The organism is Alkalibacterium kapii, from assembly GCF_007988865.1.
GTDB classification, from domain to species: domain Bacteria; phylum Bacillota; class Bacilli; order Lactobacillales; family Carnobacteriaceae_A; genus Alkalibacterium; species Alkalibacterium kapii.
Genome location: NZ_BJUY01000009.1, coordinates 1 through 22,803 on the forward strand (window position 1 = coordinate 1; position 22,803 = coordinate 22,803).

Annotated in this window: 18 protein-coding genes and 1 riboswitch; of the genes, 5 read left to right on the forward strand and 13 right to left on the reverse strand. The window is 43.3% G+C overall.

What is annotated here, in order from left to right:
- The coding region (locus tag AKA01nite_RS09345) for a hypothetical protein (RefSeq protein WP_222592484.1) at positions 1 to 205 on the forward strand (205 nt) is incomplete at its 5' end.
- A gap of 106 nt (positions 206 to 311) precedes the next feature.
- Here AKA01nite_RS09345 and AKA01nite_RS04605 read toward each other — a convergent pair.
- From AKA01nite_RS04605 to gcvT, 7 genes are all read right to left on the reverse strand, one after another.
- Positions 312 to 2,051: a Na+/H+ antiporter NhaC family protein gene (locus tag AKA01nite_RS04605; RefSeq protein WP_146924147.1), complete on the reverse strand. Its 1,740-nt coding sequence runs from the start codon at positions 2,049 to 2,051 to the stop codon at positions 312 to 314.
- A gap of 76 nt (positions 2,052 to 2,127) precedes the next feature.
- A riboswitch (Lysine riboswitch) is annotated at positions 2,128 to 2,295 on the reverse strand.
- Positions 2,296 to 2,429: 134 nt separating this feature from the next.
- Positions 2,430 to 3,092 carry a carbonic anhydrase gene (locus tag AKA01nite_RS04610; protein WP_186805095.1) on the reverse strand — a complete coding sequence of 221 codons (663 nt, stop codon included), beginning with the start codon at positions 3,090 to 3,092 and terminating at the stop codon, positions 2,430 to 2,432.
- 113 nt (positions 3,093 to 3,205) lie between these two features.
- Positions 3,206 to 3,367 (reverse strand): hypothetical protein, encoded by a 162-nt coding sequence (locus AKA01nite_RS09290; protein WP_186805096.1) that lies wholly within the window; start codon positions 3,365 to 3,367, stop codon positions 3,206 to 3,208.
- Positions 3,368 to 3,426: 59 nt separating this feature from the next.
- A complete protein-coding gene (gene gcvPB, locus AKA01nite_RS04615; RefSeq protein ID WP_146924149.1) occupies positions 3,427 to 4,902 on the reverse strand; it encodes an aminomethyl-transferring glycine dehydrogenase subunit GcvPB in 1,476 nt (491 codons plus the stop codon).
- Complete coding sequence (gene gcvPA, locus AKA01nite_RS04620; protein WP_146924150.1) at positions 4,903 to 6,258, reverse strand: aminomethyl-transferring glycine dehydrogenase subunit GcvPA; 1,356 nt, start codon at positions 6,256 to 6,258, stop codon at positions 4,903 to 4,905.
- A 104-nt stretch (positions 6,259 to 6,362) separates the two neighbouring features.
- On the reverse strand, positions 6,363 to 6,749 hold the full coding sequence (gene gcvH / locus AKA01nite_RS04625) for a glycine cleavage system protein GcvH (RefSeq protein ID WP_146924151.1): 387 nt from the start codon (positions 6,747 to 6,749) through the stop codon (positions 6,363 to 6,365).
- Between the two features lie 25 nt (positions 6,750 to 6,774).
- Positions 6,775 to 7,887, reverse strand: coding sequence for a glycine cleavage system aminomethyltransferase GcvT (gene gcvT / locus AKA01nite_RS04630; protein WP_146924152.1), 1,113 nt, complete (start codon positions 7,885 to 7,887; stop codon positions 6,775 to 6,777).
- 264 nt (positions 7,888 to 8,151) lie between these two features.
- Between gcvT and AKA01nite_RS04635 the strand changes: the two genes are divergently transcribed.
- On the forward strand, positions 8,152 to 9,345 hold the full coding sequence (locus AKA01nite_RS04635) for an iron-containing alcohol dehydrogenase (RefSeq protein ID WP_146924153.1): 1,194 nt from the start codon (positions 8,152 to 8,154) through the stop codon (positions 9,343 to 9,345).
- Between the two features lie 54 nt (positions 9,346 to 9,399).
- Entirely contained in the window at positions 9,400 to 10,578 is a 1,179-nt protein-coding gene (locus AKA01nite_RS04640) for a GerMN domain-containing protein (RefSeq protein ID WP_146924154.1), read from the forward strand.
- A 615-nt stretch (positions 10,579 to 11,193) separates the two neighbouring features.
- Here AKA01nite_RS04640 and AKA01nite_RS04645 read toward each other — a convergent pair.
- Together AKA01nite_RS04645 and pepV are read right to left on the reverse strand one after the other, a co-directional pair.
- Positions 11,194 to 12,075, reverse strand: coding sequence for a hypothetical protein (locus AKA01nite_RS04645; RefSeq protein ID WP_146924155.1), 882 nt, complete (start codon positions 12,073 to 12,075; stop codon positions 11,194 to 11,196).
- Positions 12,076 to 12,227: 152 nt separating this feature from the next.
- A complete protein-coding gene (pepV, locus tag AKA01nite_RS04650) occupies positions 12,228 to 13,634 on the reverse strand; it encodes a dipeptidase PepV (RefSeq protein WP_146924156.1) in 1,407 nt (468 codons plus the stop codon).
- A 209-nt stretch (positions 13,635 to 13,843) separates the two neighbouring features.
- On the opposite strand from pepV, the gene AKA01nite_RS04655 reads away from it, so the two are divergent.
- Positions 13,844 to 14,689 (forward strand): NAD(P)H-hydrate dehydratase, encoded by an 846-nt coding sequence (locus tag AKA01nite_RS04655; RefSeq protein WP_146924157.1) that lies wholly within the window; start codon positions 13,844 to 13,846, stop codon positions 14,687 to 14,689.
- A 110-nt stretch (positions 14,690 to 14,799) separates the two neighbouring features.
- Positions 14,800 to 15,063, forward strand: a complete 264-nt coding sequence (locus AKA01nite_RS04660) for a hypothetical protein (RefSeq protein ID WP_146924158.1) — start codon at positions 14,800 to 14,802, stop codon at positions 15,061 to 15,063.
- Positions 15,064 to 15,654: 591 nt separating this feature from the next.
- Here the strand turns inward: AKA01nite_RS04660 and AKA01nite_RS04665 are convergent.
- The 4 genes from AKA01nite_RS04665 to leuS all read right to left on the reverse strand — a co-directional run bounded on the left by AKA01nite_RS04665 (position 15,655) and on the right by leuS (position 22,623).
- A complete protein-coding gene (locus tag AKA01nite_RS04665; RefSeq protein ID WP_146924159.1) occupies positions 15,655 to 16,383 on the reverse strand; it encodes a pseudouridine synthase in 729 nt (242 codons plus the stop codon).
- A 30-nt stretch (positions 16,384 to 16,413) separates the two neighbouring features.
- Positions 16,414 to 18,078, reverse strand: a complete 1,665-nt coding sequence (locus AKA01nite_RS04670) for a putative polysaccharide biosynthesis protein (protein WP_146924160.1) — start codon at positions 18,076 to 18,078, stop codon at positions 16,414 to 16,416.
- Positions 18,079 to 18,257: 179 nt separating this feature from the next.
- Complete coding sequence (locus AKA01nite_RS04675) at positions 18,258 to 20,018, reverse strand: ABC transporter ATP-binding protein (RefSeq protein ID WP_146924161.1); 1,761 nt, start codon at positions 20,016 to 20,018, stop codon at positions 18,258 to 18,260.
- Between the two features lie 187 nt (positions 20,019 to 20,205).
- Complete coding sequence (gene leuS / locus AKA01nite_RS04680; protein WP_146924162.1) at positions 20,206 to 22,623, reverse strand: leucine--tRNA ligase; 2,418 nt, start codon at positions 22,621 to 22,623, stop codon at positions 20,206 to 20,208.
- Positions 22,624 to 22,803: the final 180 nt, after the last annotated feature.

Genomic DNA, 22,803 nt, shown 5'->3' on the forward strand with positions numbered 1-22,803 from the left:
AAATGACGCTGCTCAGTTTTACCAGCTGAAGTTTGCTACCTTCGGCTCGTTCAGATGGCGCTGCTTGGTTTTACCAGCCGAAGTTTGCTATCTTCGGCTCATTCAAATGACGCTGCTCAGTTTTACCAGCCGAAGTTTGACACTATTGACATATTCGAGCGTCGCCATTTTTTTGAATCAACTGAAGCCTACCACTCGCATCTAAGAAACCTTTATATAGAAAGAGTCGAGGGCTCTCGACTCTTCTTAATCAAAAAAGTCCAGTCGAATCATTCTTAAAGTGACTGACTGGACTTCTTTATTTAGTTTCATTACTCTTCGTTTTTAGAAATCTCTTCTGTTGTATCAGTCTTCTTACCGAATAGATAAATCACGCCAACTACGGCGATAAGAGATATCGGTAAGACTAACATGATCGATACGCCAAAGGCTGACGGAATATACCCAAACAGGATTGAAATCGCAGCGACCGCAATAGCATAAGGCAACTGTGTTTTAACGTGATCCAGAAGGTTTGAGCCTGCCCCCATCGATGACAAGATGGTCGTATCGGAAATCGGAGAAGCGTGGTCTCCGAATATGGCACCGGTCAACACAGCACCAGCTGACATGATTACGAAATTTGGATCTTCCGGATGCATCGCTGTTGCCAGAGGAATAGCCAGTGGCATCAGGATTCCCATTGTTCCATAAGAGGTTCCTGTTGCGAAGGAAATGATCGCTCCCAGTAAAAATATAACTGTTGGGAGTAAAAAGGCCGGCATTGAATCACTTAATAATGAAACGAGATAGTCCGCTGTACCTAAATCTCCCATGACACCGGACAATGACCAGGCCAAAAGCAAGACGACGCCTGTGATCATGAGGGTTTTCATTCCATTGACCCAAATGTCGATTCCTTTGCTGAAGTTGAAGTGACCTTCTAAGACGCCCATAACTAAGGCGATGATACTGGCAATCAGCGCTGCCTGAAACAGTACGATGGACGCATCTGATGCACCGAAAACTTCTCTCAAGGTTTCAAAGGAAAACGGTGAGCGCTCGACTGTTTGTATGAGCGCAGTATTATCCGAATTTAAAATGGCTGTTCGACCATTCGTATAAAAGCCGATGAAACTGAACATAATAAGCGAACCGATTGGAAGCAGAGCGTTCCAGATAGAGGGTTTCCCTTTAGCGACAACTTCCATTTCGTCATCGTTATTGTCTAGATGAGAATCTTTAGCTATAAGTTCATGGGTATCGCGCGAACGTTCCTGGGCTTTTTTCATAGGACCAAATTCTCTCAAAGTAATTGATGTGACGAATACGAAAACAAGCATCAATATATTGTAAAAGCGGTAAGGAATCGTCTGCAAAAAGATACCATAGGCGTTGACGTTTTGGCCTATTGACTGATATGCGTCATTGATAAGCCCGACTTCATAACCGATCCAGGTCGAAATAAGGGCGATCCCAGCAATTGGTGCCGCTGTTGCATCGATCACAAAAGCGAGTCGTTCACGTGACATTTTCATTTTGTCTGAAACAGGACGCATGATTGGACCTACGATCAGTGCATTGGCATAATCATCGAAGAAAATCAGCAGGCCTAATGCCCAGGTAATGATCTGCGTGCTGACCGGTCCCTTTGCTCGTTTGGCAAGACTTTCAGCGATTTCTCTCGCGCCGCCAGTGGATGTTATCAGGGCGATCAGTCCGCCAATGGCCAGTACTTGAAGAATGATTCCCGCGTTCCAGGGATCTGACAGTGACATCAGAATATAATCAACGATATCTGTGAAACCATACAGTACCCCTAAAAGGATATTTTCCCCGCCAGCGTACTGGATGATGATTGTTCCACTGAAGATGCCTAAAAACAGGGACAGGATTACATTTTTAGTTACAAAAGCCAGGATGATAGCGACGATCGGCGGAATCAGCGTCAAAGGCCCCATCGACTGCACGAGGTTCATTTCCGTTTCTGCAGCAAATGCAGTCATGGGATCAAGCCACACGGCACCTCCTAAAGCCAGCAAACTGATAAAATGTCTAAACCGTTTATTCATTATTCTTCTCCAATCTAAAAATTTATATAAAAAAGCACCCAAGGGACCATATCCTTAGATGCTTTAAAAGCGCATGTTTAAGGATAGTGCTCCACGCAAGCGTGACAGTCATACGCTTATTAAACGTATGGCCAGAAAAACGGATCGACATGCCATTCTCCTTCGGCAAAGAATCCTTTCCTGTCATTCCCCGGCAGTCGTGCCTCCAGACAGTACTCTTAGACTTTGCGCCCCTATCTTATTTTCTATTTTCAACAAAGTACAGTCTAACTCATTTACAAGTGAGTTTCAAGGTCAAATTGAGACCTCTCAGATTTTTTGAGTCAAAGGGTTGTGTTCATGCGTTTTAGACTGGTTTTTAATGCTGGCAGAAAGGCATCAATCAGTATGCAGCTTTTGATTTAAAAGAATTGGAACAAACTGTTCTGCCTTTTCATCATATCTTTCCACTTGGCCTGACCCTATATCAAAGCGCCAGCCTTCAAGCTCGAGTCTTCCATCTGCTAGTCGTTCATTTATAAACGCGTACTCTTTTAAATGTTCCACCTGTTCCAGAACGTTACGCTCTTCCATCACTTTTGCTTTTTCTTTCGCTGATTTATCCGATGCTTCCCGGGTCACTTTTTCACTTAACTCTTCTAATGATTTCAGATAATGTTTTGTAAAGGGCAGTTCACTTAACCCTTTCTCTCCAGAAAGTGCGGCAGCGCATCCGCCGCAGTTGGAGTGTCCGCAAACAACAATGGATGACACTTTTAAAACCAGCACAGCAAATTCAATGGCAGACATCGTTGTTGGATCCACCTCATTTTTACTCAAAGACGGCACCTTGTTAGCGATATTTCTTAATACAAAAATTTCTCCCGGCTCAGCATTCAAGATGACTTCAGGACTTACTCTGGAATCTGAACAGCCGATATAAAGGATATCCGGATTCTGCTTGGTTTCAAGTGTATGATAGACCCGTTCTCTTTTTTTGTACGTGTCTGTTTGAAAAGATTCCAGTCCCCGTTTGATTTTAACTTCCACTTCTTCTTTCATCCAAAATTCCTTCCATAAAAACATTTAATGTAAAGTCGTTATTACTTTTATTGTCGTATTTACTGCTTCACTCGATAAGGTTCACCGATGCAGATCGTCAATTGATGAATAATTCAGTTATCTTCATCCTGTATGTTTTCTTCCGTTTTAGATCTATAGGCCTGATCGATTTTCTTCCCTACAATAAAGAATGTCGCGAATAACCCTGATACAAACGCAACGACACTTCCTAAAATAGAGACAGTAGTGATGATCACTTTTTTCATTCTGCTCATAGTTTATACCCTCCCTGAAGAAACTGTATAATAACATGAATAGTTGTTTCTATAATGTCTTACTTCGCTTCGATCTCTTTCTGATATTTTACGACAGGTTTTCTTGCGGCTGTCACTTCATCCAGTCGTTTGACTGACTTTGTGTAAGGTGCTCCGGTAACCTTTGCTGGATCATCTTTGACATCCTGAACGATTTCAATCAGTGCTTCCGCAAAGGCGTCGAGGGTTTCTTTGGATTCCGTTTCCGTCGGTTCGATCATCAGACATTCATCCACGATCAGCGGGAAATATACGGTAGGTGCATAAAAGCCGTAGTCCAGCAGGCGCTTGGCAATATCCAGTGTTCTGACGCCCAGTTGTTTCTGACGGCTGCCGCTCAACACGAATTCGTGTTTGCAGATCGATTCAAATGGTGTATCGAAATAAGGTTCCAGTCTCTTTTTCAAATAATTGGCATGCAGGACTGCATCTTCAGAAACTTGCTGCAATCCTTCTGACCCCATTGAACGAATGTAGGCATAAGCCCGAACATTGACGCCAAAGTTGCCGTAATATCCTTTGACGCGTCCGATCGAATTTTTATCTGGGTCCGACAGCTTGTAATCCTCTTCGTCTTTTTCAATGCGTGGAGACGGTAAATATTCAGTTAAGTAGTCCACTACGCCGATCGGTCCGGAGCCCGGTCCGCCGCCACCATGGGGGGTGCTGAATGTTTTGTGTAAATTCAGGTGAACCACATCAAAGCCCATTTCTTTGGGTGTTGATTTCCCTAAAATCGCATTGGCATTGGCACCGTCATAGTAAAGCAACCCGCCTGCTTCGTGAACGATCTCAGCAATCTCCACGATATCGACTTCAAACAAACCAAGGGTGTTGGGATTGGTCAGCATCAGTCCGGCAGTGTCTGGTCCCACTGCTTCTTTCAGTGCTTGAACACTGACTCGTCCTTCTTTATTGGATTTGATTTCAACGACATCAAAACCTGCCACCACCGCGCTGGCTGGGTTCGTTCCGTGAGCGGAATCGGGCACCAAGATTTTAGTGCGTTTTTCTCTCTCTCCGTTAGCTTCATGATAGGCTTTGAAAATCAAAAGCCCAGCCCATTCGCCTTGGGCACCGGCTGCGGGTTGAAGGGAGATCGCATCCATTCCGGTCACTTCTTTTAAATTTTCTTCCAGACGATACATCAGTTCCAGTGCACCCTGGGCTGTGGCTTCCGGCTGCAGGGGGTGGATATTTGAAAAGCCACTGTAACGTGCAATGTCTTCGTTCACCTTTGGATTATATTTCATGGTACAGGAACCGAGTGGATAAAAGCCTGTTTCAACACCAAAGTTTTTATTCGACAGGGCTGTATAGTGACGCATGACCTGGAGTTCAGACAGCTCAGGCAATTCAGCAGGTTCACTTCGTTCTAAGTGAGACGGAAGGATATCTTTGATCGCTGTCTTTTCAATCGATGATTCCGGGAGACTGTATGCCTTGCGTCCTTTTTTGGAAATCTCAAAGACTAAATTGTTATAAGTTGAGTGCATCTATTTTACCTCCTCTGTTAGGACATCGATCAAGGTATCCATTTCTTCTTTTGTACGTTTTTCAGTCACGCATAAAAGTAGGACATTGTCTTTATTTAAATAGTCAGAAACGTCATAGCCTGATACTATTTTTTTATCCAGCAGTTTTTCTGCAATATCTTTTAAGGGCGTACTGCACTGCACGACAAACTCATTGAAAAAGGCATCATCGGAAAGGATGGCCATTCCTTTTTCTTTCAATCGGTTTTTCACATAATGGGCGTGGTTCAGATTTTGCTGAGCCATCTCCACAAGTCCTTCCTTACCAAGGGTAGACATGAAAACCGAACTCGCCAGCGCAGTCAGCGCCTGATTCGAACTCATATTAGATGTTGCTTTGTCACGCCTGATATGCTGTTCCCGTGTCTGGAGAGTCATGACAAATCCGCGTTTGCCTTCTTTATCGGAGGTTTGACCCACGATACGTCCGGGAACTTTACGCATGTATTTCTTTTTCACAGCAAAGTAACCACAATGCGGTCCGCCAAAATTCATCGGCAGACCTAAAGGTTGCGTGTCACCGACGACAATATCAGCACCAAGTGCCCCTGGGGATTCCAGCAATGCCAGCGCCAAGGGATTGGCCATTACGATGAGTAGAGTTTTAGTTGTCTCACATAACTCTTTCACGGCTTTCAAGTCTTCTATGCTTCCGTAAAAATTCGGATACTGGATGATCACCGCAGCTGTCTGGTCGCTGAGCATTTTTTCCAATACTTTTATATCCGTATAAGTTTGATCGACCCCAGCTGCTTTCACGTGATATTCCATACCGTATGCATAAGTGTCTACGACTTCTTTTGCCTGAGGATGGATCGCCCCAGAATAAATAATTTCATTTTTTTTGGTTGCTGATACAGCAAGATTACACGCTTCGCCTAAAGACGTGAAGCCATCGTAAAGGCTGGAGTTGGCAACATCCATACCTGTCAGTTCGCAGATCATCGACTGAAATTCAAATAGCGCCTGGAGTTCTCCCTGGCTCGCTTCAGGCTGATAGGGGGTGTAAGCGGTCATGAATTCCGAGCGTAAAAGCACATGATCGACAACACTTGGAATAAAATGATCATAGGTTCCAGCCCCTAAAAAGTAAGCGTGCGACTCTGCTGAGATGTTTTTGTCGGCCAGTTTTTTCATATGTTCAGTTAAAGCTTGTTCACTCAAGGCTTCTTTTAATTCTACAGCTTTATCCTCAGTTGCCCGAATCGATTCAGGTATGTCTTTGAAAAGATCATCGATCGATGCTGCTCCTATCGTGTCCAGCATTTCTTTTCGGTCCTCACTCGTTGTTGGTAAATAGCGGTGCTGTTTTTTCAAATCGCTCACTCCTTTTCTTACCTTTGCTTATTTATTATTCATATTTATAATAAAAAGGTAGAAAGAAAAGGTCTTTTTGACCCCTTCTTTCTACAAATCCTCGTTTATAACGTTTCAAGGTAGTCCTGATATGCTTTTTCATCCAATAAATGTGATGTGTCCACTGCTTGATTTGACTGCAGTTCAATGAGCCAGCCTTCACCATAAGGAGATTCATTCATTTTCTCAGGCTCGTCTTCCAGACTGCTGTTTACCTTTGAAACCGTTCCTCCTACAGGTGCAAAGATTTCCGACGTCGATTTAACAGATTCGACGGTCGCAAACTCATCTTCTTCAGACAAATCAGTATTCAGCTCAGGTAGTTCAACAAAAACAATGTCTCCAAGCTGCTCGACAGCATAGGCAGTGATCCCGATACGCACATAGTCTTCATTGATGAGTTCGATCCATTCATGTTCTTTTGTGTAAAATAGTTTAGCTGTGTGTGTCATTTTTTATTCTCCTTTTATAGTGATGTTATTTTTTTAAAAAATTCTTTTTGGCGACTTCAGCTTCCACCTTGTTTTTTCTAATTTGTATTTTCACAGTGTCGCCCAGTTTGATACCAGCTTTTTTGATACGCATGAATCCGATGCTTTTACCTAAGGTCGGCGACTGGGTCCCTGAGGTAACGACACCGATCTCTTCATCATTTTCATTGAATACAAGGTATCCTTCGCGAGCAATCCCTCTGCCCTTTACTTCAAAGCCTCGGGATAAATAAGTCGTCCCCGTCTCTTTCTGTTTTTCAAGTGCTTTCTGGCCGATAAAGGGTTCTTCTTTGTTCCATTTCACAAAAAACTTGAGCCCGGTCTCCAGTGGCGTCACTTTTTCACTAAGGTCCTGACCGTACAGCGGCAATCCAGCTTCAAGGCGCAACGTATCTCGTGCACCAAGACCGCATTCTTTGAGCTGATACGGTTCGCCTGCTTTTAAGAAAGCTTTCCAGAGTGTTTCCGTCTGATCCCATTTCAGATAGCACTCAAAACCGTCTTCACCAGTATAGCCTGTCCGTGCTATCAGAACATCGTCTAAGTCTTCAGTAAAAAAGTGCTGATGGAAATGATAACTATCGATACCCAAAGCTTCATTTCCAAAGATTTCTGAAACGACAGCCTTAGCTTTAGGCCCCTGGATAGCGATCAGGCCGATATCTTTTGACAAATCACTCAGCTCGACAGCTGCTTCTTTATGTTCAATGAGCCACTGCCATATTTTTTCTGTATTCGCTGCGTTGGGTGTCAGCAGAAAGTCTCTTTCAGTCAGTTTGAAAACAAGGATATCATCCAGTATCCCACCCGATTCATCCGTCACCAGGGTATAGATCGCCTGGTCGACTGCCATTGTTTTTGTATCATTAGTGACCAGTTTATTCAGCCAGTCTGCCGCTTGTTCGCCTGAAACTTTGATTTCCCCCATGTGAGACACATCAAACATACCGGCATGCTCACGAACGGCCTGGTGTTCTTCTCGCAGTTTAGTGAACTGGACGGGTAATGCCCATGATCCGAAATTGATCAGTTTAACTTTTTGTTCTGTGTAATACGGGTATAAAGGCGTGCGTTGTAACTCCGTTTCTTCGTTTGCCAAAGCTATCCCTCCATACGTCTCTTCTGACAGACATATTTTTTAACGATCAAGTACCTGTCATTGCATTTCTATTTTACCACGATTCAATCACTTCTGAAACTTTAATAATTTCTTTCTTCAGTTGACAGGAACATATCACTACCTTCCCTTAAACTTGAATTTCTATGGCTGCTTTTCAAAATAAACGGTCTGACCTGCCTTCTCTTTTAGGTCTGGCGGGGACTTGTGCTATACTTGAATTACATTTCAAGGAGGACGATTATTGTGGAAAAAGCCATGTCAGATTTTGTCTACTATAACCCAGTAAAAATTTTATTCGGCAGAAATAAAATCAGTGAACTTCAAACCCTGATCCCCGATGGTAAGAAAGTCCTGATCATATACGGCGGCGGAAGTGTGAAGCGATTCGGCACTCTGGACCGGGTCAAGGAAGCTTTGAAGCACCATATTGTTGGTGAATTCGGTGGGATCGAAGCCAATCCGACGTTCAAGACGTGTATGGAGGCAGTAAAATACTTTAAAGAAGGACGCTATGACTATTTACTAGCTGTTGGCGGCGGTTCGGTCATCGACGGTACTAAATTTATAGCAGCTGCCATCGAGTTTGACGGTGATCCAAAAGATATCTTTGCTAAAGGTGTCGGCAAAGGTCTTCCCATCGAATCAGCCGTTCCTTTTGGGACAGTTTTGACCCTCCCTGCAACAGGTTCGGAAATGAATGACGGTTCTGTTATCACATTTGAAGAAGAACAGGCGAAGATCAGTTTTGGCTCTCCTCATGTCTATCCAGAATTTTCAATATTGGAACCGGAATTGACCTATACTTTACCAAAACGTCAACTGGCCAATGGAGTGACTGATGCTTTTGTACATGTCATCGAACAGTATCTGACTTATCCTGTCAACGGTAAAGTGCAGGATGAATTTGCAGAAGGTCTCCTTCGTATCCTGATCGATATTGGACCTTCAGTTGTGGATGAAGACCATCATGATTACGCGCTGCGTTCCAATTATATGTGGACGGCTACCCTTGCATTGAACCGTCTGCTTTCAAGAGGGGTTCCGGGCGACTGGTCGACGCACGCTTTAGGACACGAAATCACCGTAATGAATCATACAGATCATGCGCGCAGCTTGTCTGCCCTCTTACCTGCTGTGATGGTTGTTCGTAAACTGAAAAAATGGGATAAACTGGTACAGTATGCCGAGAACGTCTGGGGCATCACTGAGGGCTCTGAAGAAGTCAAGATCGATACAGCTATTTTGAAAACCGTCGCCTTTTTGAAGTCGATCGGTATGCCGACCAATCTTTCAGCAGTCGGTGTAGAGGAAAAGGATATTGACACATTGGTCAAGCAGCTTGAAACACACGGCAATGCAGCGATTTCTGAACGCGGTGACCAGACACTGGAGGTTTCCCGCGAGATTTACCGCGCTTCTCTGGTGCTTGACTTTTAACGCTGTCTGATCATGATTAAAGTGATATAACTGATTGAAAGGGGTGACTTTATAATGAAACAGTCCAACATCAAAAAACCTCTGTCAACTTTTTTAGTCGCGAGCTTCTTGTTATCGGGATGCGGTCTCTTTGAAGATACCGATCCTGCAACTGACTCTGAAAATGACTCATCCACTACTGAGAACTCCACTATGAACAATGGAGATTCAACCAGTGAAGACATGACTGAAGAGGACCAGGCGGACAAAGCAGATAAAGATGAAACACAAAATGACATCGATCAGGATCTGACTGTCTGGTTCCCGAAAGTGGAAGACACCCTGCTGGATTATGAAGGGGACGGCAATGAATTCTCTCCGTTTACCAGATATCCGCAGTTTGTAAAAGACGACTCGATGCAGATGGTGGAATCAACGGCCGGAACAGATGTCGTGACGGTTTATGATTATTCTGATGATGAGATCCGAGAACGTTTTGTCCGACCCGAAACCTATTTCCGCGATGACTTTGTAGATACTGGACTAGAAAGTGAGCAGGATGATTTCCTGATCCTGCTTCAAAAACCTCTGGAAAAAGGGCATTCATGGGAAAGTCCTGATGGCTCGACTTCAGAAATCACTGATGTAGCTATCGATAAAGAACTTCCTTTTGGAACAGTCAAAGCAATCGAAGTCACGCGCCAATACGATAGTGACAGCGAAACAGTCGATTATTACGGTAAAGACATTGGTCTGATCGAACAGGTATTTAAAACAGCTGAGAATGACTACACTGTGACGTCGACTTTGAGCACACAATCTAAGGACACACCTGAAACTTTTCCATTAACAGTTTATAGCGTTGATGATCAGGCTTTAGGTTTGGATAAGACATCCGTGACAATGGAACTCTATACAAACGAGCCGGCTCGGTTGGCCATGGCGGACATCCTTAAAGGACAGGCACCGGATACTGAAGGAGCTCAGGCGCTCAAAGACAGCACTGAAATCAACTTCATGTATCTGCGTCAGGACGGCATCGTGCACGTCGACTTTTCCACCGACCTGTCAGCTATGAATGCTGGGGCAGGAATTGAGGCGATGACTCTTCAAGGCATCGTCAATACGATCGGAGATTATTATAATGTTGAAGAGGTTCTGTTAACACTGGACAATGAACCTTATGAATCAGGTCATATCCTTCTTGAAGAAGGCGAAACCTGGTCTGTTGATTATAGTAATGTGAACGAATAAATGAAACCGAGGATACTGGCTGAGTCTTTCTTAGCCAGTATCCTCTTTTTTGCTGATTGGCTTTGGGTATCCAAAGCTTCCTTTTTGGTTTTAAAGGTTTTTGGTTGGTCTGTCGATTTTATTCTAAGTATCGGAGTGAAACACTGTCTACTCAGTGCAGTAAATCTTTTGAGTTCGACATTTGGAACTGTAAAGTGCGCACTCATAGAGTTAGTACATGTCGAGTTCGACATCTAGGTCCGAAAAGTGCACACTCATCGAGTTGGTGGCTGTTGAGTTCGACATCCTACTACCAAAAGTGCACACTCAACAGGTTGGTGGCTGCTGAGTTCGACATTTCGCTTCAGAAAGTGCACACTCAAATGGTTGGTGGCTGCTGAGTTCGACATTTCACTTCAAAAAGTGCACACTCAGACTGGGGGTGCTCTCTGGGTTCGACATTTCACTTCAAAAAGTGCACACTCACATGAGTGGTGCTTGTCGAGTTCGACATCTCAATACGTTTCTACATAATGTTTTTCTATATGGAAAAAGCTAGCACAAGGCTAGCTTTGACTAAAGTATATTTCATTTATTTTGGTTGAGTCACTGACTTGTTTATTATTCAGCGCATTTTTAATCCTTAGATGTTTCTTCAGTATCTTCTTTATCATTCTCATTATTTGTTTCGTCTTCTGTCGTTTTATCATTTTCTGACTTGTCTGGATCTTTTGACTCTTCGGGTTTCGTTGGTTTTTCTTCTTCAGGTTCTTCTGGTTTGACGGGCTTCGAAGGATTTGATGGATTTGTCGTTTGGTTATTATCATCAGTAGAGTCATCTGTTTTATCTTCGTCGGCTGGTTTATCATTTGGTTTGTTTTCTTCTTCGGTTGATTCGTTATCATCTTTATCAGAAGGGCTACCGTTATCCTCTGAAGGTTTATTAGGTTTTCCAGATGGCTTTTCTACTGGTTTAGTTCCAGGCTTCTCATTAGGTTTAGTATTAGGTTTAGTATTAGGTTTTTTGTCAGGTTTAGTCACAGGACGACTTGGTCTGTTACTACCAGATGAACCGTTACTGTTTGAACCAGAATTAAAAGTAGCACCGTTTTTATCTGAATGATTATTTCCTTCTGAAGGCTCCCAGTCGGAACCGTGGCTTGACTCCATCCCATTTGAATCTTCGCCTTCTGTTTCTTCCAGTTCCTTAGTCTCTTTTGATTCATCATCTAATTCATTATCTTTTTCTTCATCCATCTCTTCTTCCGTTTCATCTTTTTGATTTTCTTTAACTTGATCATCAGGCTGTTCTTTGTCATCTTTATCCGCATCATCAGTTCCCAAAGCATCTACCGCTTTAACGTTCTGCTGCTGTATGGGCTGCTGCGTGCGACCGATTCCTATCGTTAGAATAATGAACAACAGTAAGGTCAGACCAATGATCATACTTGAAGCGGTCTTATTTTCTTTAATAAAGGAACCTAAGGAGCGAAAACTATCTGATAGTATCTTTTTCATGAGCTGTCTCCTTTTATGTATTTTAATCCAGTATAACACAGAAAACAGTGGCTGATGCCTTCTTTTTAAAAAATCTATATTTTTTTGCTTATACAAAAACACATCTCCCTTACTCTATAAAGAGCAAAGGAGATGTGACGTTTTATTCAGATTTACTTGATCAGTTCATATATCGCTTCAGCGTAAATCGCCATCGCGTTCATCAGATCATCCACAGCCATAAATTCATTGGCCTGATGCATGGTATCGATACTGTTAGGGAACATCGCGCCATATGCGACGCCGCGTTCCATCAAGCGACCGTATGTGCCGCCTCCGATCACCATTTCATGTGCATCCAGTCCTGTCTGTCTCCCATACACATCTAATAATGTGGTGACAAGTGGATCATTTGCAGGTACGTAATGTGGCACTTTGCCATCTGCTTTGGATAAAGTGACTTTGTAGTCAGACAGCTTTTCCTTGAATGACTCGAATAATTTATCCTCAGTTGTTCCTTGTGGATAACGCATATTGACAGTGATTTTTCCGCCTTCATTGGCTTTAAATGAGAAGACGCCTGGGTTGGATGTCAGTTCACCCATCACTTCATCCGTGATATCGATATTCAGTTTCTCGCCTTTTGGATCGTCATGCAGATAAAGAGTCACAAGTTCCAGAAAATCTTTGGCATTTTTTGCAAAATTGAAATCTGACAAGTAACGTGCAAGGTATGTTGCTGCATTGACGCCACTAGCAGGTTTACTTCCGTGAGCAGCTCTACCTGTCATTTCAAGTGTCACGTGGTCGCCTTCAACAGCGGCAACGCCAGTTACAGGTAGGCCATCCAGGAAATCAGCCAGACCATTTTGCAAGGCTTCCGGATTCTGACTTTTAACAACGGCGACAGCATCTTGAGGGACCATGTTGGGACGCAGACCTGCTTCAAACTGAACAAGTTCTTCAGATCCACCGTCAACAGCGCCTTCTGTTTCAATATAGACTGTAGCGTTACCTTTTTCCCCGTTTATGATCGGGAAAGTGGCATCGGGAGAGAAACCGAAGTCAGGTTCCTGTTCAGTTTCAAGGTAATGCTTGATGCCTTTCCATTCGCTTTCCTCATCTGTACCGATGATGAAACGCACTTTTTTGGAAACTGGCAAATCAAGCTCTTTGATCATCTTAAGCGCATAATAAGCTGCCATTCCAGGGCCTTTATCATCACTCGAACCCCGTGCATATAAACGGCCGTCTTTAATAACCGGTTCGAAAGGATCTGTATCCCAGCCAGTCCCGGTTGGAACAACGTCCACGTGAGCTAATACGCCCATCAGTTCATCACCGTCACCATATTCGATGTGTCCGGCCCAGTTATCGACGTTTTTCGTTTCAAACCCGTCGCGCTTTCCTAATTCAAGAAAAGCTTCCAATGCTTCTTTTGGTCCAGGTCCTACTGGCGCATCGTCTGTCGCTTTTTCGTCGTCACGTACAGAATCGATTCTAAGCAATTCAAATAAATCTTCTAGAAATGCATCTTTACGTTTGGCTGCTTCCGCTTTCCAATCTATATTTTGTGTCATTCTTGCATCCTCCTTGATTACTAAAATTTTACTCTCTTTTCCTATTTTATCATTAATTTAAGGAAAGGCCAATTATTGTGACGGAATTTTGTCAGAAGGCTTCAAAATATAGGGCATGATTTTTCGTTAATTACAGTTGTTTAGACGTGAATCCTTTGTTAAGAAGTATTACACTTAGAGTAACACGAAAGATTTTTGGAGGTCATAATATGGATAAAATCACAAAAGAAAAAGTCAGAGCATTTATGCCAACGAGAAATCCCAATAGTTACAAAGGTTCATACGGCAGGGTTCTTTTAGTCGGTGGGAATGAGAATATGGGCGGAGCTGTCATCCTTGCGGCGTCTGCGGCTGTTTACAGTGGGGCGGGGCTTGTTACTGTGGCTACGCATCCTTCAAATAAATCTGCCTTGCACGCACAGTTACCTGAAGCTATGTTTGTTGATATGACAGACACAGAGGCTTTAAAGAGACACGTTGACTCAGTGGATATGATCGTTTTAGGCCCCGGTCTCGGACGTGATGAAATGTCAAAAGTTGTTCTGCAGACTGTTTATCAGAGTGTTTCTTCTCATCAGACGCTCCTCGTTGACGGGGACGGTATTTATCTACATGTAAATGAAGAGGTACCCGAACCGTCTGCCACACTCATACTCACACCTCATTTGGGTGAATGGCGGACACTAACTGGCTTGTCTCCAGATGATCAATATGATGATGTCAATGTTTCACATGCCAAGAAACTGAATGCCATCGTTGTGCTCAAGAAATCCCGTACGGAGGTCTATTGCGGGGAGGAAACGTGGAAAAATACTACCGGAAATCCTTCTATGTCTACTGGTGGGATGGGCGATACGCTGGCCGGTATGATTGGTGGCTTCGTTCCTCAATTTGATACGATTAAAGAAGGTGTTCTTGCAGCCGTCTATTTACACAGTTATATCGCAGATGAACTGAGTCTGACTCAATATGTCACTCTCCCAACAGCTATAATAAAAGAAATCCCAACAACTATGAAAGACTTCACCACAGATAAACATAGGCGCTGGTTATAAAAATTTTAAAAAGACTGACTTGAAAATTTGTTCATACTATTTTCATTGCAGTCAACTGGTATAAACGCTACACTTATTAAGTGACAAAATAAACTGAAGGATGATCTTAAATGAAGAAGAAATTACTTTGGATTAGCGTATGGACGTTTATACTGGGATTTATTTTGATGTTTCTGAACTTTCAACTCGTCTATTTTTTAGGGATCGCCGCCTTATTTGTTTTTACCCTATGGCAAGTACCTAAAGCCAGCGGTGACTATTCAGATGAGGAATATGCCTATGAAAAGAAAAAAACGATCTGGACCCTCAGTATCGCTGCAGCATACATCTCTGCAGGATTTTTAGCTCTTGCTCTCAATACATTTGTTTTGTAGACTATTTTGAAAGCGATAGGTTAAGTCGTATGGCAGTAAATACCTGAGTGTGCACTTTTTAGAGTGAGATGTCGAACTCACAGGTCAGCAACCGCTTGAGTGGGCACTTTTCATAGCAGAATGTCGAACTCAGCATGCACTAGCTTCCTGAGTGTGCACTTTTTGGAGCGAGATGTCGAACTCACAGGTCAGCAACCGCTTGAGTGGGCACTTTTCATAGCAGAATGTCGAACTCAGCATGCACTAGCTTCCTGAGTGTGCACTTTTCGAATCGAAATGTCGAACTCGGCATGCATCAACTGCTCGAGTGCGCACTTTTTGGAGCCACATGTCGAACTCGGCATGCATCAACTGCTTGAGTGTGCACTTTTCGAACCGAAATGTCGAACTCAGCATGCACCAGCTTCCTGAGTGTGCACTTTTCGAACCGAAATGTCGAACTCACCGTGCAGCAACCCCGTGAGTGTGCATTTTCAGAAATCGTCATTCGTGTTTCGCCTCAAAGCTCTTTAAAATGTCAAAAAGACATGAATGAGTCACTAAATGCTGCTCTTTTCGGAGAGTAGTCTTCTGACTGTTCATGTCTTTTCTTTATTTATTTCTTAATACATTGATTTCATCTTTGGATAATGGACGGTAAGCGCCCAGTTCCAGTTTCGGATCAAGTTTCAGTTCGCCCATTGAGAGCCGCTTCAGGTACAGAACTTCTTTTCCTACTGCTTTCATCATGCGCTTAACTTGATGAAATTTACCTTCCCGAATAACTACTTCTACTTTTGAGGTTCCAGTAGACGCATCTGCTTCCAGGATAATCAGTTCAGCAGGCATCGTTTTGAATTCCTCATGGTCATCGACTAGGATGATCCCTTCTTTGAACGTTTGGACATCTTCTTCGGTAACTACTCCATCGGTCTCGGCGTAATATCTTTTATCCACGTGATGTTTGGGAGAGGTCAAACGGTGGGTCAGCTTTCCATCATTCGTCAGTATTAACAGACCTTCTGTATCGATATCCAATCGGCCAACCGGGTGTGGTTCCTGTAAACTGTCTTGTGGCTCCAATAGATCCAGAACAGTTTCATGGATAAGGTCTTCTGTGGCACTGATCACACCTTGTGGCTTATTTAACATAAAGTAAACGAACTCCTGGTAATCAATGCTTTCTCCACCAACTTTTATCGTATCTGTTTCAGGATCCACATGAGTCTTTGGATCAACGATGACTTCATCATTCACTTCGACGATTTTTTTCTTGAGTAACTTCTTTACTTCTTTCCTTGTGCCTAAACCACTGTGGGCTAATAATTTGTCTAAACGCATAAGCGCTCCTTTCATCTTTTCCAGATTAATTTAGTTCATTCGTAATTTTCGACGGACACTGGCGGCTCTTTTGCCAACGAGTCTATCGGCCAGGCGTGTTTTTAGTGCTAGTGAGCCGAAAATAGCAATTCCAACAGCTACGATGATCATTAAAGCAAGCAGTGAATCGAATCGGCTGTTATAGTCTATGAAAAAGCCTAAGCCGAATTTAACAAGCCACGTGCCGGCTCCCATGACGAGAGAAATCAACAGTATCAGCAAAGAGCGTCTGAAGAGACGAGTAGCTGAATAATAAACGCTTGTGTGCATGATTTTCATCATCATCGCACAGCTGACAAAAAAACCTAGTATCGCAGAAAGTAGCATACCATATGGGCCGACCAGCCAGACAAATACTACCTGACTAACTACTTTCACCAATAAACCGGTAAGTAACGCTTTGATCGCCGGTCGCGTCAGGTTGGAGGCCTGCAGAATATTCCCTAAAACGGCATACAATGCTACAAAGATACTCATCACTGCAGAAACTTGGGTGATGCTTGTTCCCAGATTGCTGTGTCCATAAAAAATAGCGTACAAGGGCTCAGCAACTACGATCATGCCGACTGCTGCCGGGAACATGGCAAATAGTAAGAGTTGTACTGCTTTTGAAAACTGTCTTCTCACTTCATTCATGTTTTTCTTGGCTATCAAATCACTGATCAAAGGAACGGAAGCAATCGATAAAGCTGTACCAAATGATGTCAACACCATGATCAGTTTGTGTGCGTTCCCCTGAGTGATACCGTAAGTTTCTTCAATCAAATCAGGACTCATCTCAGAAAACTGACGCATCAGCGGACTGTAAGTCAATTGGTCTACCATTTGAAAAACGAGAATACCCGTTGCGATGATAACAAATGGGATGGATGTTTTGATAATGTTTATGATCAGTTGTCTGGGAGATACGGATACATTCCCTGCACTTTGTTCTGGGGTATAGTCAAAGGCAGTTTTTAAATGTCTGATCTTATAAGCCAAATATCCAAGAGAGAATACCGCACCTACAAAAGCAGCGAAAGTAGAGTAAGCAACGGCTGTTATTACTTCTCCGCCCAGTACTTGTCTGATGAGATAAGCTGAGCTTAATAGAAAGAGAATACGTGTCAGCTGTTCCAGAATTTGAGAAACCGCCGAAGGAACCATATTGTTGTGTCCCTGGATGAATCCTCTTGTCACACTCTGTGCCGGTATAATGAGTAAGGCCGGGGTCAGCGATCTCATGACAATAACTGCTTCGCTCGTATCAGCTGAAGGACTCGACTGAGCAATCAAAGGGGCTATAAAAAACATGACGACTGCGGATAAAACACCTGTAAAGGCCATGATTTTAAGACTTTGCTTGTATATACCTTTTGACACTTCATATTCACCCAGCGCATTGTAGTAACTTACTTGTTTACTTATAGCAGAAGGAACCCCGGCTGTTGCGAGTGCCAGGAAAAACCCATATGGCGTATAACCTACTTGGAAAAGCGCCATAGCGGCATTTCCCGGCTCCTGGCCACCCATCCAGGCAAACCACGGAATGACATACAAAGCTCCCATGATTTTTGAGATCATACTTCCGGCTGTCATCCAGGCAGCGCCGCTGACCATCTTGCTGTCATGCGACTCTTCTTTGTTTTCTATACTTTTATTTGAATCCTTAATCATTTTATTGAAACCTACTTTCACCATATCCACATAAGATGGTTTGAACTTTTTTATTCAGAAAAAAAGGAGCAGAGTGCTCCTTTTGCCTAAACCTATTTTACTGTTTTAATGTCAGAGGTGCAATCTTTTAGGAGAAAGATTCATGAAACGTTCCAGATTGACCTCGATTTTGTAATCCTTTAATCTTTGGACAACTGTTGAGTCGCGAACAACTGATAGAGTGGATGAGTCTCAAGCAGTGCCTTATGCGTACCCATACCGGTCAACTTGCCTTCTTCAATAAAAAGGATTTTATCGGCATCCACTATCGTACTTAAACGGTGAGCAATAACAAACGTCGTGCGTCCTTTCATGAGCTTGTTCAAAGCCTGCGAAACGATCTTTTCAGATTGACTATCCAGACTGGCAGTGGCTTCGTCCATCATCAGTATTTTGGGGTCTCTTAAAAATGCCCGTGCTATATTTATACGCTGGCGCTGCCCTCCAGAGAGCTTTGAACCCCGCTCACCGATTTCCTCTTCCAGCTTGTCAGGAAACTGTTCGATAAACGTTTTGGCATATGTCATTTCAAGAACTTCCCACAACCGTTCGTCTGAAATCTTTTCTGAATCCAGTAGTCCATAAGTAAGATTCTCTTTTATCGTTCCTGACATCATCGCGTTTTCCTGCGACACGTAACCGATCTGACTGCGCCAGGACGTCATACTGATTTCATTGATCGGCGTATCCCCAACACGAATTTCCCCGCTGTCAGGTTTATAAAATCGTTCAAGTAAAGCAAAAAGGGTAGATTTCCCACCGCCACTTGGACCGGCAAAGGCTATTTTTTCTCCCGGATAAGCCACAAAAGAAATCGGCTTGATCACTTTTTTGTCAGTTTCATAAGAAAAACTTACCTCATCAAACATGATCGGCAAGCCGTCTATTCTAATGTCTACTCCTTGACCTTTTTCTTCTTTCTGTTCATCCAAGATCTGAGCAATCCGTTCGGTAGCCCCTACAGCTTTTTGAATCTGCATAAAGAAATTCATAAAGGTCGTGATAGGAAAAATCACCTGGAATAAATAAAGCAGGAACGCGACCAGCTGGCCAGTCGACATCTCACCGCGGGCTACCCGCACACCACCGTACCCAATGACAAGTACCATCACGCCCATCATCAAAGTATATATCAGTGGCCCAATGACAGCAATATATTTCCCCTCCTTCAAACCGATACGGTAAAGCTTGTTTATATTCTTCTCGCCTTTGTTTTTTTCAGCTCTCTCAGCAGTTGAGGATTTCATTAATCTCACTTCGGCAACCGTCTGCTGGACTTTTCCTGAAAACATCGCTGTTTCGTCCTGCATTTCACGTGACACTCTGGCAATGCGCTTCCCCAGCGGTTGAGTGAGAGCCAAAGCCAGTGGTACAGCAGTCAGCATGACCAAAGTCATTTGCCAGTCCATGATGATCAGGATAAAGAAAATACCTGTTAAAGATAAAACACCACTGATAAACTGCGGAAAAAATGAAGAAATCAGATTCTGGACGATCGAGGTGTCGTTGGTCAGCCTGCTGACGATCTCGCCAGATGCATACCGGTCGAAAAAAGATACAGGGAGTTTAATGATTTTATTCCAAAGGAACTTTCTCAAACCCGATACAACGTGCTGACCGATTTTAAATAATACATAATTTGAAAAGCCGCTGAACAAGACTTGAACGATGAAAATCACGACAACAGCAGCAATCATCCAGGGAGTAAAGAAATCCAGTTCGATGCCATCTATGAATTGCTGGGTCGCCAGCGGGATCAATAATCGCGTTGCAATGGAGAGGATGCTCCCAGCAAGTCCGATAGCGATTAGGCCTTTGGATATATTAGTCGACCACAAGAGTCGGGTGAATGTTTTGAAATCATTTTTTGTCGGCGATTTGAGCTCCGGTTTTCTTTCCATTTATAACGCCTCTTTTCCTGGTCCATTTTACTAGACAATTTAATCATGAGTTCAACTTATTTTTTTAAGTATACCATTACAATTGAAGAGCTTGTAACTATTTTTAGACGTATAAAAACAGACCCGCATCCCTGGAGGAATCGATCCTCCAACAATACGGGTCTGAACATTTTTTTATTTTAACTGTTTAATTTGCGACGATATTTACTAATTTACCGGGAACAACGATGACTTTTCGTACCGTCTTTCCTTCAATAAATTCTTTGATGCGTGCGTCTTTTAAGGCTCTGGCTTCCAGCTCCTCTTTGGATATCGAACTTGGTACCAGTACTTTCCGGCGAACTTTACCGTTCACCTGGAAAACCACTGTGACTTCGTCTTTGACCAGTTTATTTTCATCAAAATCAGGCCATGGTTCATAACTGATTCCCTCATTTGATCCAGTCACTTTCGCCCACAATTCTTCACCGAGATGCGGTGCAATAGGTGCGAGTAACTGAATAAAGCCTTTCACATAATTCAGAGGCAGTGTGTCTGCTTTATAAGCCGCATTCGTGAAGACCATGAGTTGCGAAATCGCCGTGTTGAATTGAAGCGCGTCATAATCTTCCGTGACTTTTTTCACGGTTTGATGGTAGACTACATCCAATTTCCCATCATTATGTGTCGTGATGCGGTCTCTCATTTTATCCTCTTCGTCCACAAGCAAGCGCCAGACTCGGTCTAAAAAGCGTCTTGCCCCTTCAAGACCTTCTTCACTCCAGGCAATCGCTGCGTCCAGAGGGCCCATAAACATTTCATAAAGTCTGAGTGTGTCTGCACCATATTTCTCCACAACATCGTCAGGATTGACTACATTCCCTTTTGATTTAGACATTTTTTCATTGTTTTCACCTAGGATCATTCCCTGGTTGAAAAGCTTCTGGAAAGGTTCTTTTGTTGGAACGAGCTCCAAGTCATAAAGGAATTTGTGCCAGAAGCGTGCATACAAAAGATGCAGGACAGCATGTTCCGCTCCTCCGATATACAAATCAACGGGCAGCCATTTTTCAAGCAGCTTAGGGTCAGCGATCCTGTCTGTGTTATGCGGATCGATATACCGCAGGAAGTACCATGAACTTCCAGCCCACTGCGGCATGGTATTTGTATCACGTTTTCCTTTCATCCCTGTCTCTTCATCCACGACATTGACCCAGTCGGTGATGTTGGCAAGCGGAGATTCTCCTGTTCCTGAAGGTTTGATTTCAGTTGTTTTTGGAAGGACTACAGGTAGATCTTCTTCTTTTACTGTTGTAGTCGTACCGTCCTCCCAGTGGATCACAGGGATCGGCTCTCCCCAGTACCTTTGTCTTGCAAACAGCCAGTCTCTTAGACGGTAGGTCGTTTTGCTTTCCCCCACTTTTTTCTCTTCGAGATAATCAATGATGGCCTGATTTGCTTCTTCCAATGCCATACCATTGATAAAGTCGGAATTAATGTGCTGGCCATCCCTCGTGTAGGCTTCTTTTTCCGTATTCCCTCCTTCAATCACCGGACGGATCGAAAGGTCATATTTTTGTGCAAACTCAAAGTCACGTTGATCATGTGCCGGAACAGCCATAATGGCTCCTGTTCCATATGAAGCGAGCACATAGTCAGCAATCCAAATAGGCATTTCCTCTTCGGTGACCGGATTGATGGCGTAAGCCCCAGTGAAGACCCCTGTTTTATTTTTGTTCAAGTCCGTTCGTTCAAGGTCGGATTTTTTATAGGCTTCTTTACGGTATGATTCGATGGCTTCTTTTTGTTTTTCAGTCGTTATTTTATCGATGAGTTCAGACTCAGGAGCAAGTACTGCATACGTGGCACCAAAAATCGTGTCCGGTCTTGTGGTAAAGACATTGAAGGATTCCTTGGTACCTTTTACTTTAAAGGTGATTTCAGCACCTTCTGATTTACCGATCCAGTTTCGCTGCATGTCCTTGATATGTTCCGGCCAGTCGACGTCTTTTAAATCCTCAAGTAAACGGTCGGCGTAAGCTGTTATTTTAAGCATCCACTGTTTCATCGGTTTACGGTAAACAGGATGTCCCCCGCGTTCCGATTTACCGTCGATCACTTCTTCATTAGCTAATACTGTGCCTAAAGCGGGACACCAGTTGACAGGGACTTCAGCCTGATAGGCGAGACCGTGTTCGACAAGTTTAGTGAAAATCCACTGCGTCCATTTGTAGTATTCAGGATCTGTTGTATTGATTTCTCTTTCCCAGTCATAACTGAAACCGAGTGAATTAATTTGACGCTTAAATGTCTGGATATTTTTCTCAGTGAATTCAGCGGGATCATTTCCCGTATCCAAGGCATATTGTTCTGCAGGCAACCCGAAAGCGTCCCACCCCATTGGATGCAGGACATTGAAGCCTTGACTGCGTCTTATTCGGGAAATGATATCTGTCGCCGTGTATCCTTCTGGATGGCCTACGTGAAGGCCTTGTCCGGATGGGTAGGGAAACATATCCAGTGCATAGAAATATTCTTTCTCATCATCTTCTGTTGCTTTAAATGTATGATTCTCTTCCCAAAATTTCTGCCATTTCTTTTCTACCTGATGGTGATTAAAAGACATGTCTCTCTCTCCTTAATTTCTGTCGGTTTGTTTAAAAGCTGGTCACTTCTCTGTCCATAAATAAAAAAACCTATGAACAGTTTTAAAAAATCTGATCATAGGGCGTTATAGTCGCGGTACCACCTATATTTACCACCTGTATTAAAGCACCAGGCGGCCTTTTTCCTTAACGCGGAGGAC

Coding starts and splice junctions, on each gene's coding strand:
- AKA01nite_RS04605 (WP_146924147.1), bottom strand. CDS start 2,051: ATGAATAAACGGTTTAGACATTTTATCAGTTTGCTGGCTTTAGGAGGT.
- AKA01nite_RS04610 (WP_186805095.1), bottom strand. CDS start 3,092: ATGAAAGAAGAAGTGGAAGTTAAAATCAAACGGGGACTGGAATCTTTT.
- AKA01nite_RS09290 (WP_186805096.1), bottom strand. CDS start 3,367: ATGAGCAGAATGAAAAAAGTGATCATCACTACTGTCTCTATTTTAGGA.
- gcvPB (WP_146924149.1), bottom strand. CDS start 4,902: ATGCACTCAACTTATAACAATTTAGTCTTTGAGATTTCCAAAAAAGGA.
- gcvH (WP_146924151.1), bottom strand. CDS start 6,749: ATGACACACACAGCTAAACTATTTTACACAAAAGAACATGAATGGATC.
- AKA01nite_RS04640 (WP_146924154.1), top strand. CDS start 9,400: ATGAAACAGTCCAACATCAAAAAACCTCTGTCAACTTTTTTAGTCGCG.
- AKA01nite_RS04645 (WP_146924155.1), bottom strand. CDS start 12,075: ATGAAAAAGATACTATCAGATAGTTTTCGCTCCTTAGGTTCCTTTATT.
- pepV (WP_146924156.1), bottom strand. CDS start 13,634: ATGACACAAAATATAGATTGGAAAGCGGAAGCAGCCAAACGTAAAGAT.
- AKA01nite_RS04655 (WP_146924157.1), top strand. CDS start 13,844: ATGGATAAAATCACAAAAGAAAAAGTCAGAGCATTTATGCCAACGAGA.
- AKA01nite_RS04660 (WP_146924158.1), top strand. CDS start 14,800: ATGAAGAAGAAATTACTTTGGATTAGCGTATGGACGTTTATACTGGGA.
- AKA01nite_RS04665 (WP_146924159.1), bottom strand. CDS start 16,383: ATGCGTTTAGACAAATTATTAGCCCACAGTGGTTTAGGCACAAGGAAA.
- AKA01nite_RS04670 (WP_146924160.1), bottom strand. CDS start 18,078: ATGATTAAGGATTCAAATAAAAGTATAGAAAACAAAGAAGAGTCGCAT.
- AKA01nite_RS04675 (WP_146924161.1), bottom strand. CDS start 20,018: ATGGAAAGAAAACCGGAGCTCAAATCGCCGACAAAAAATGATTTCAAA.
- leuS (WP_146924162.1), bottom strand. CDS start 22,623: ATGTCTTTTAATCACCATCAGGTAGAAAAGAAATGGCAGAAATTTTGG.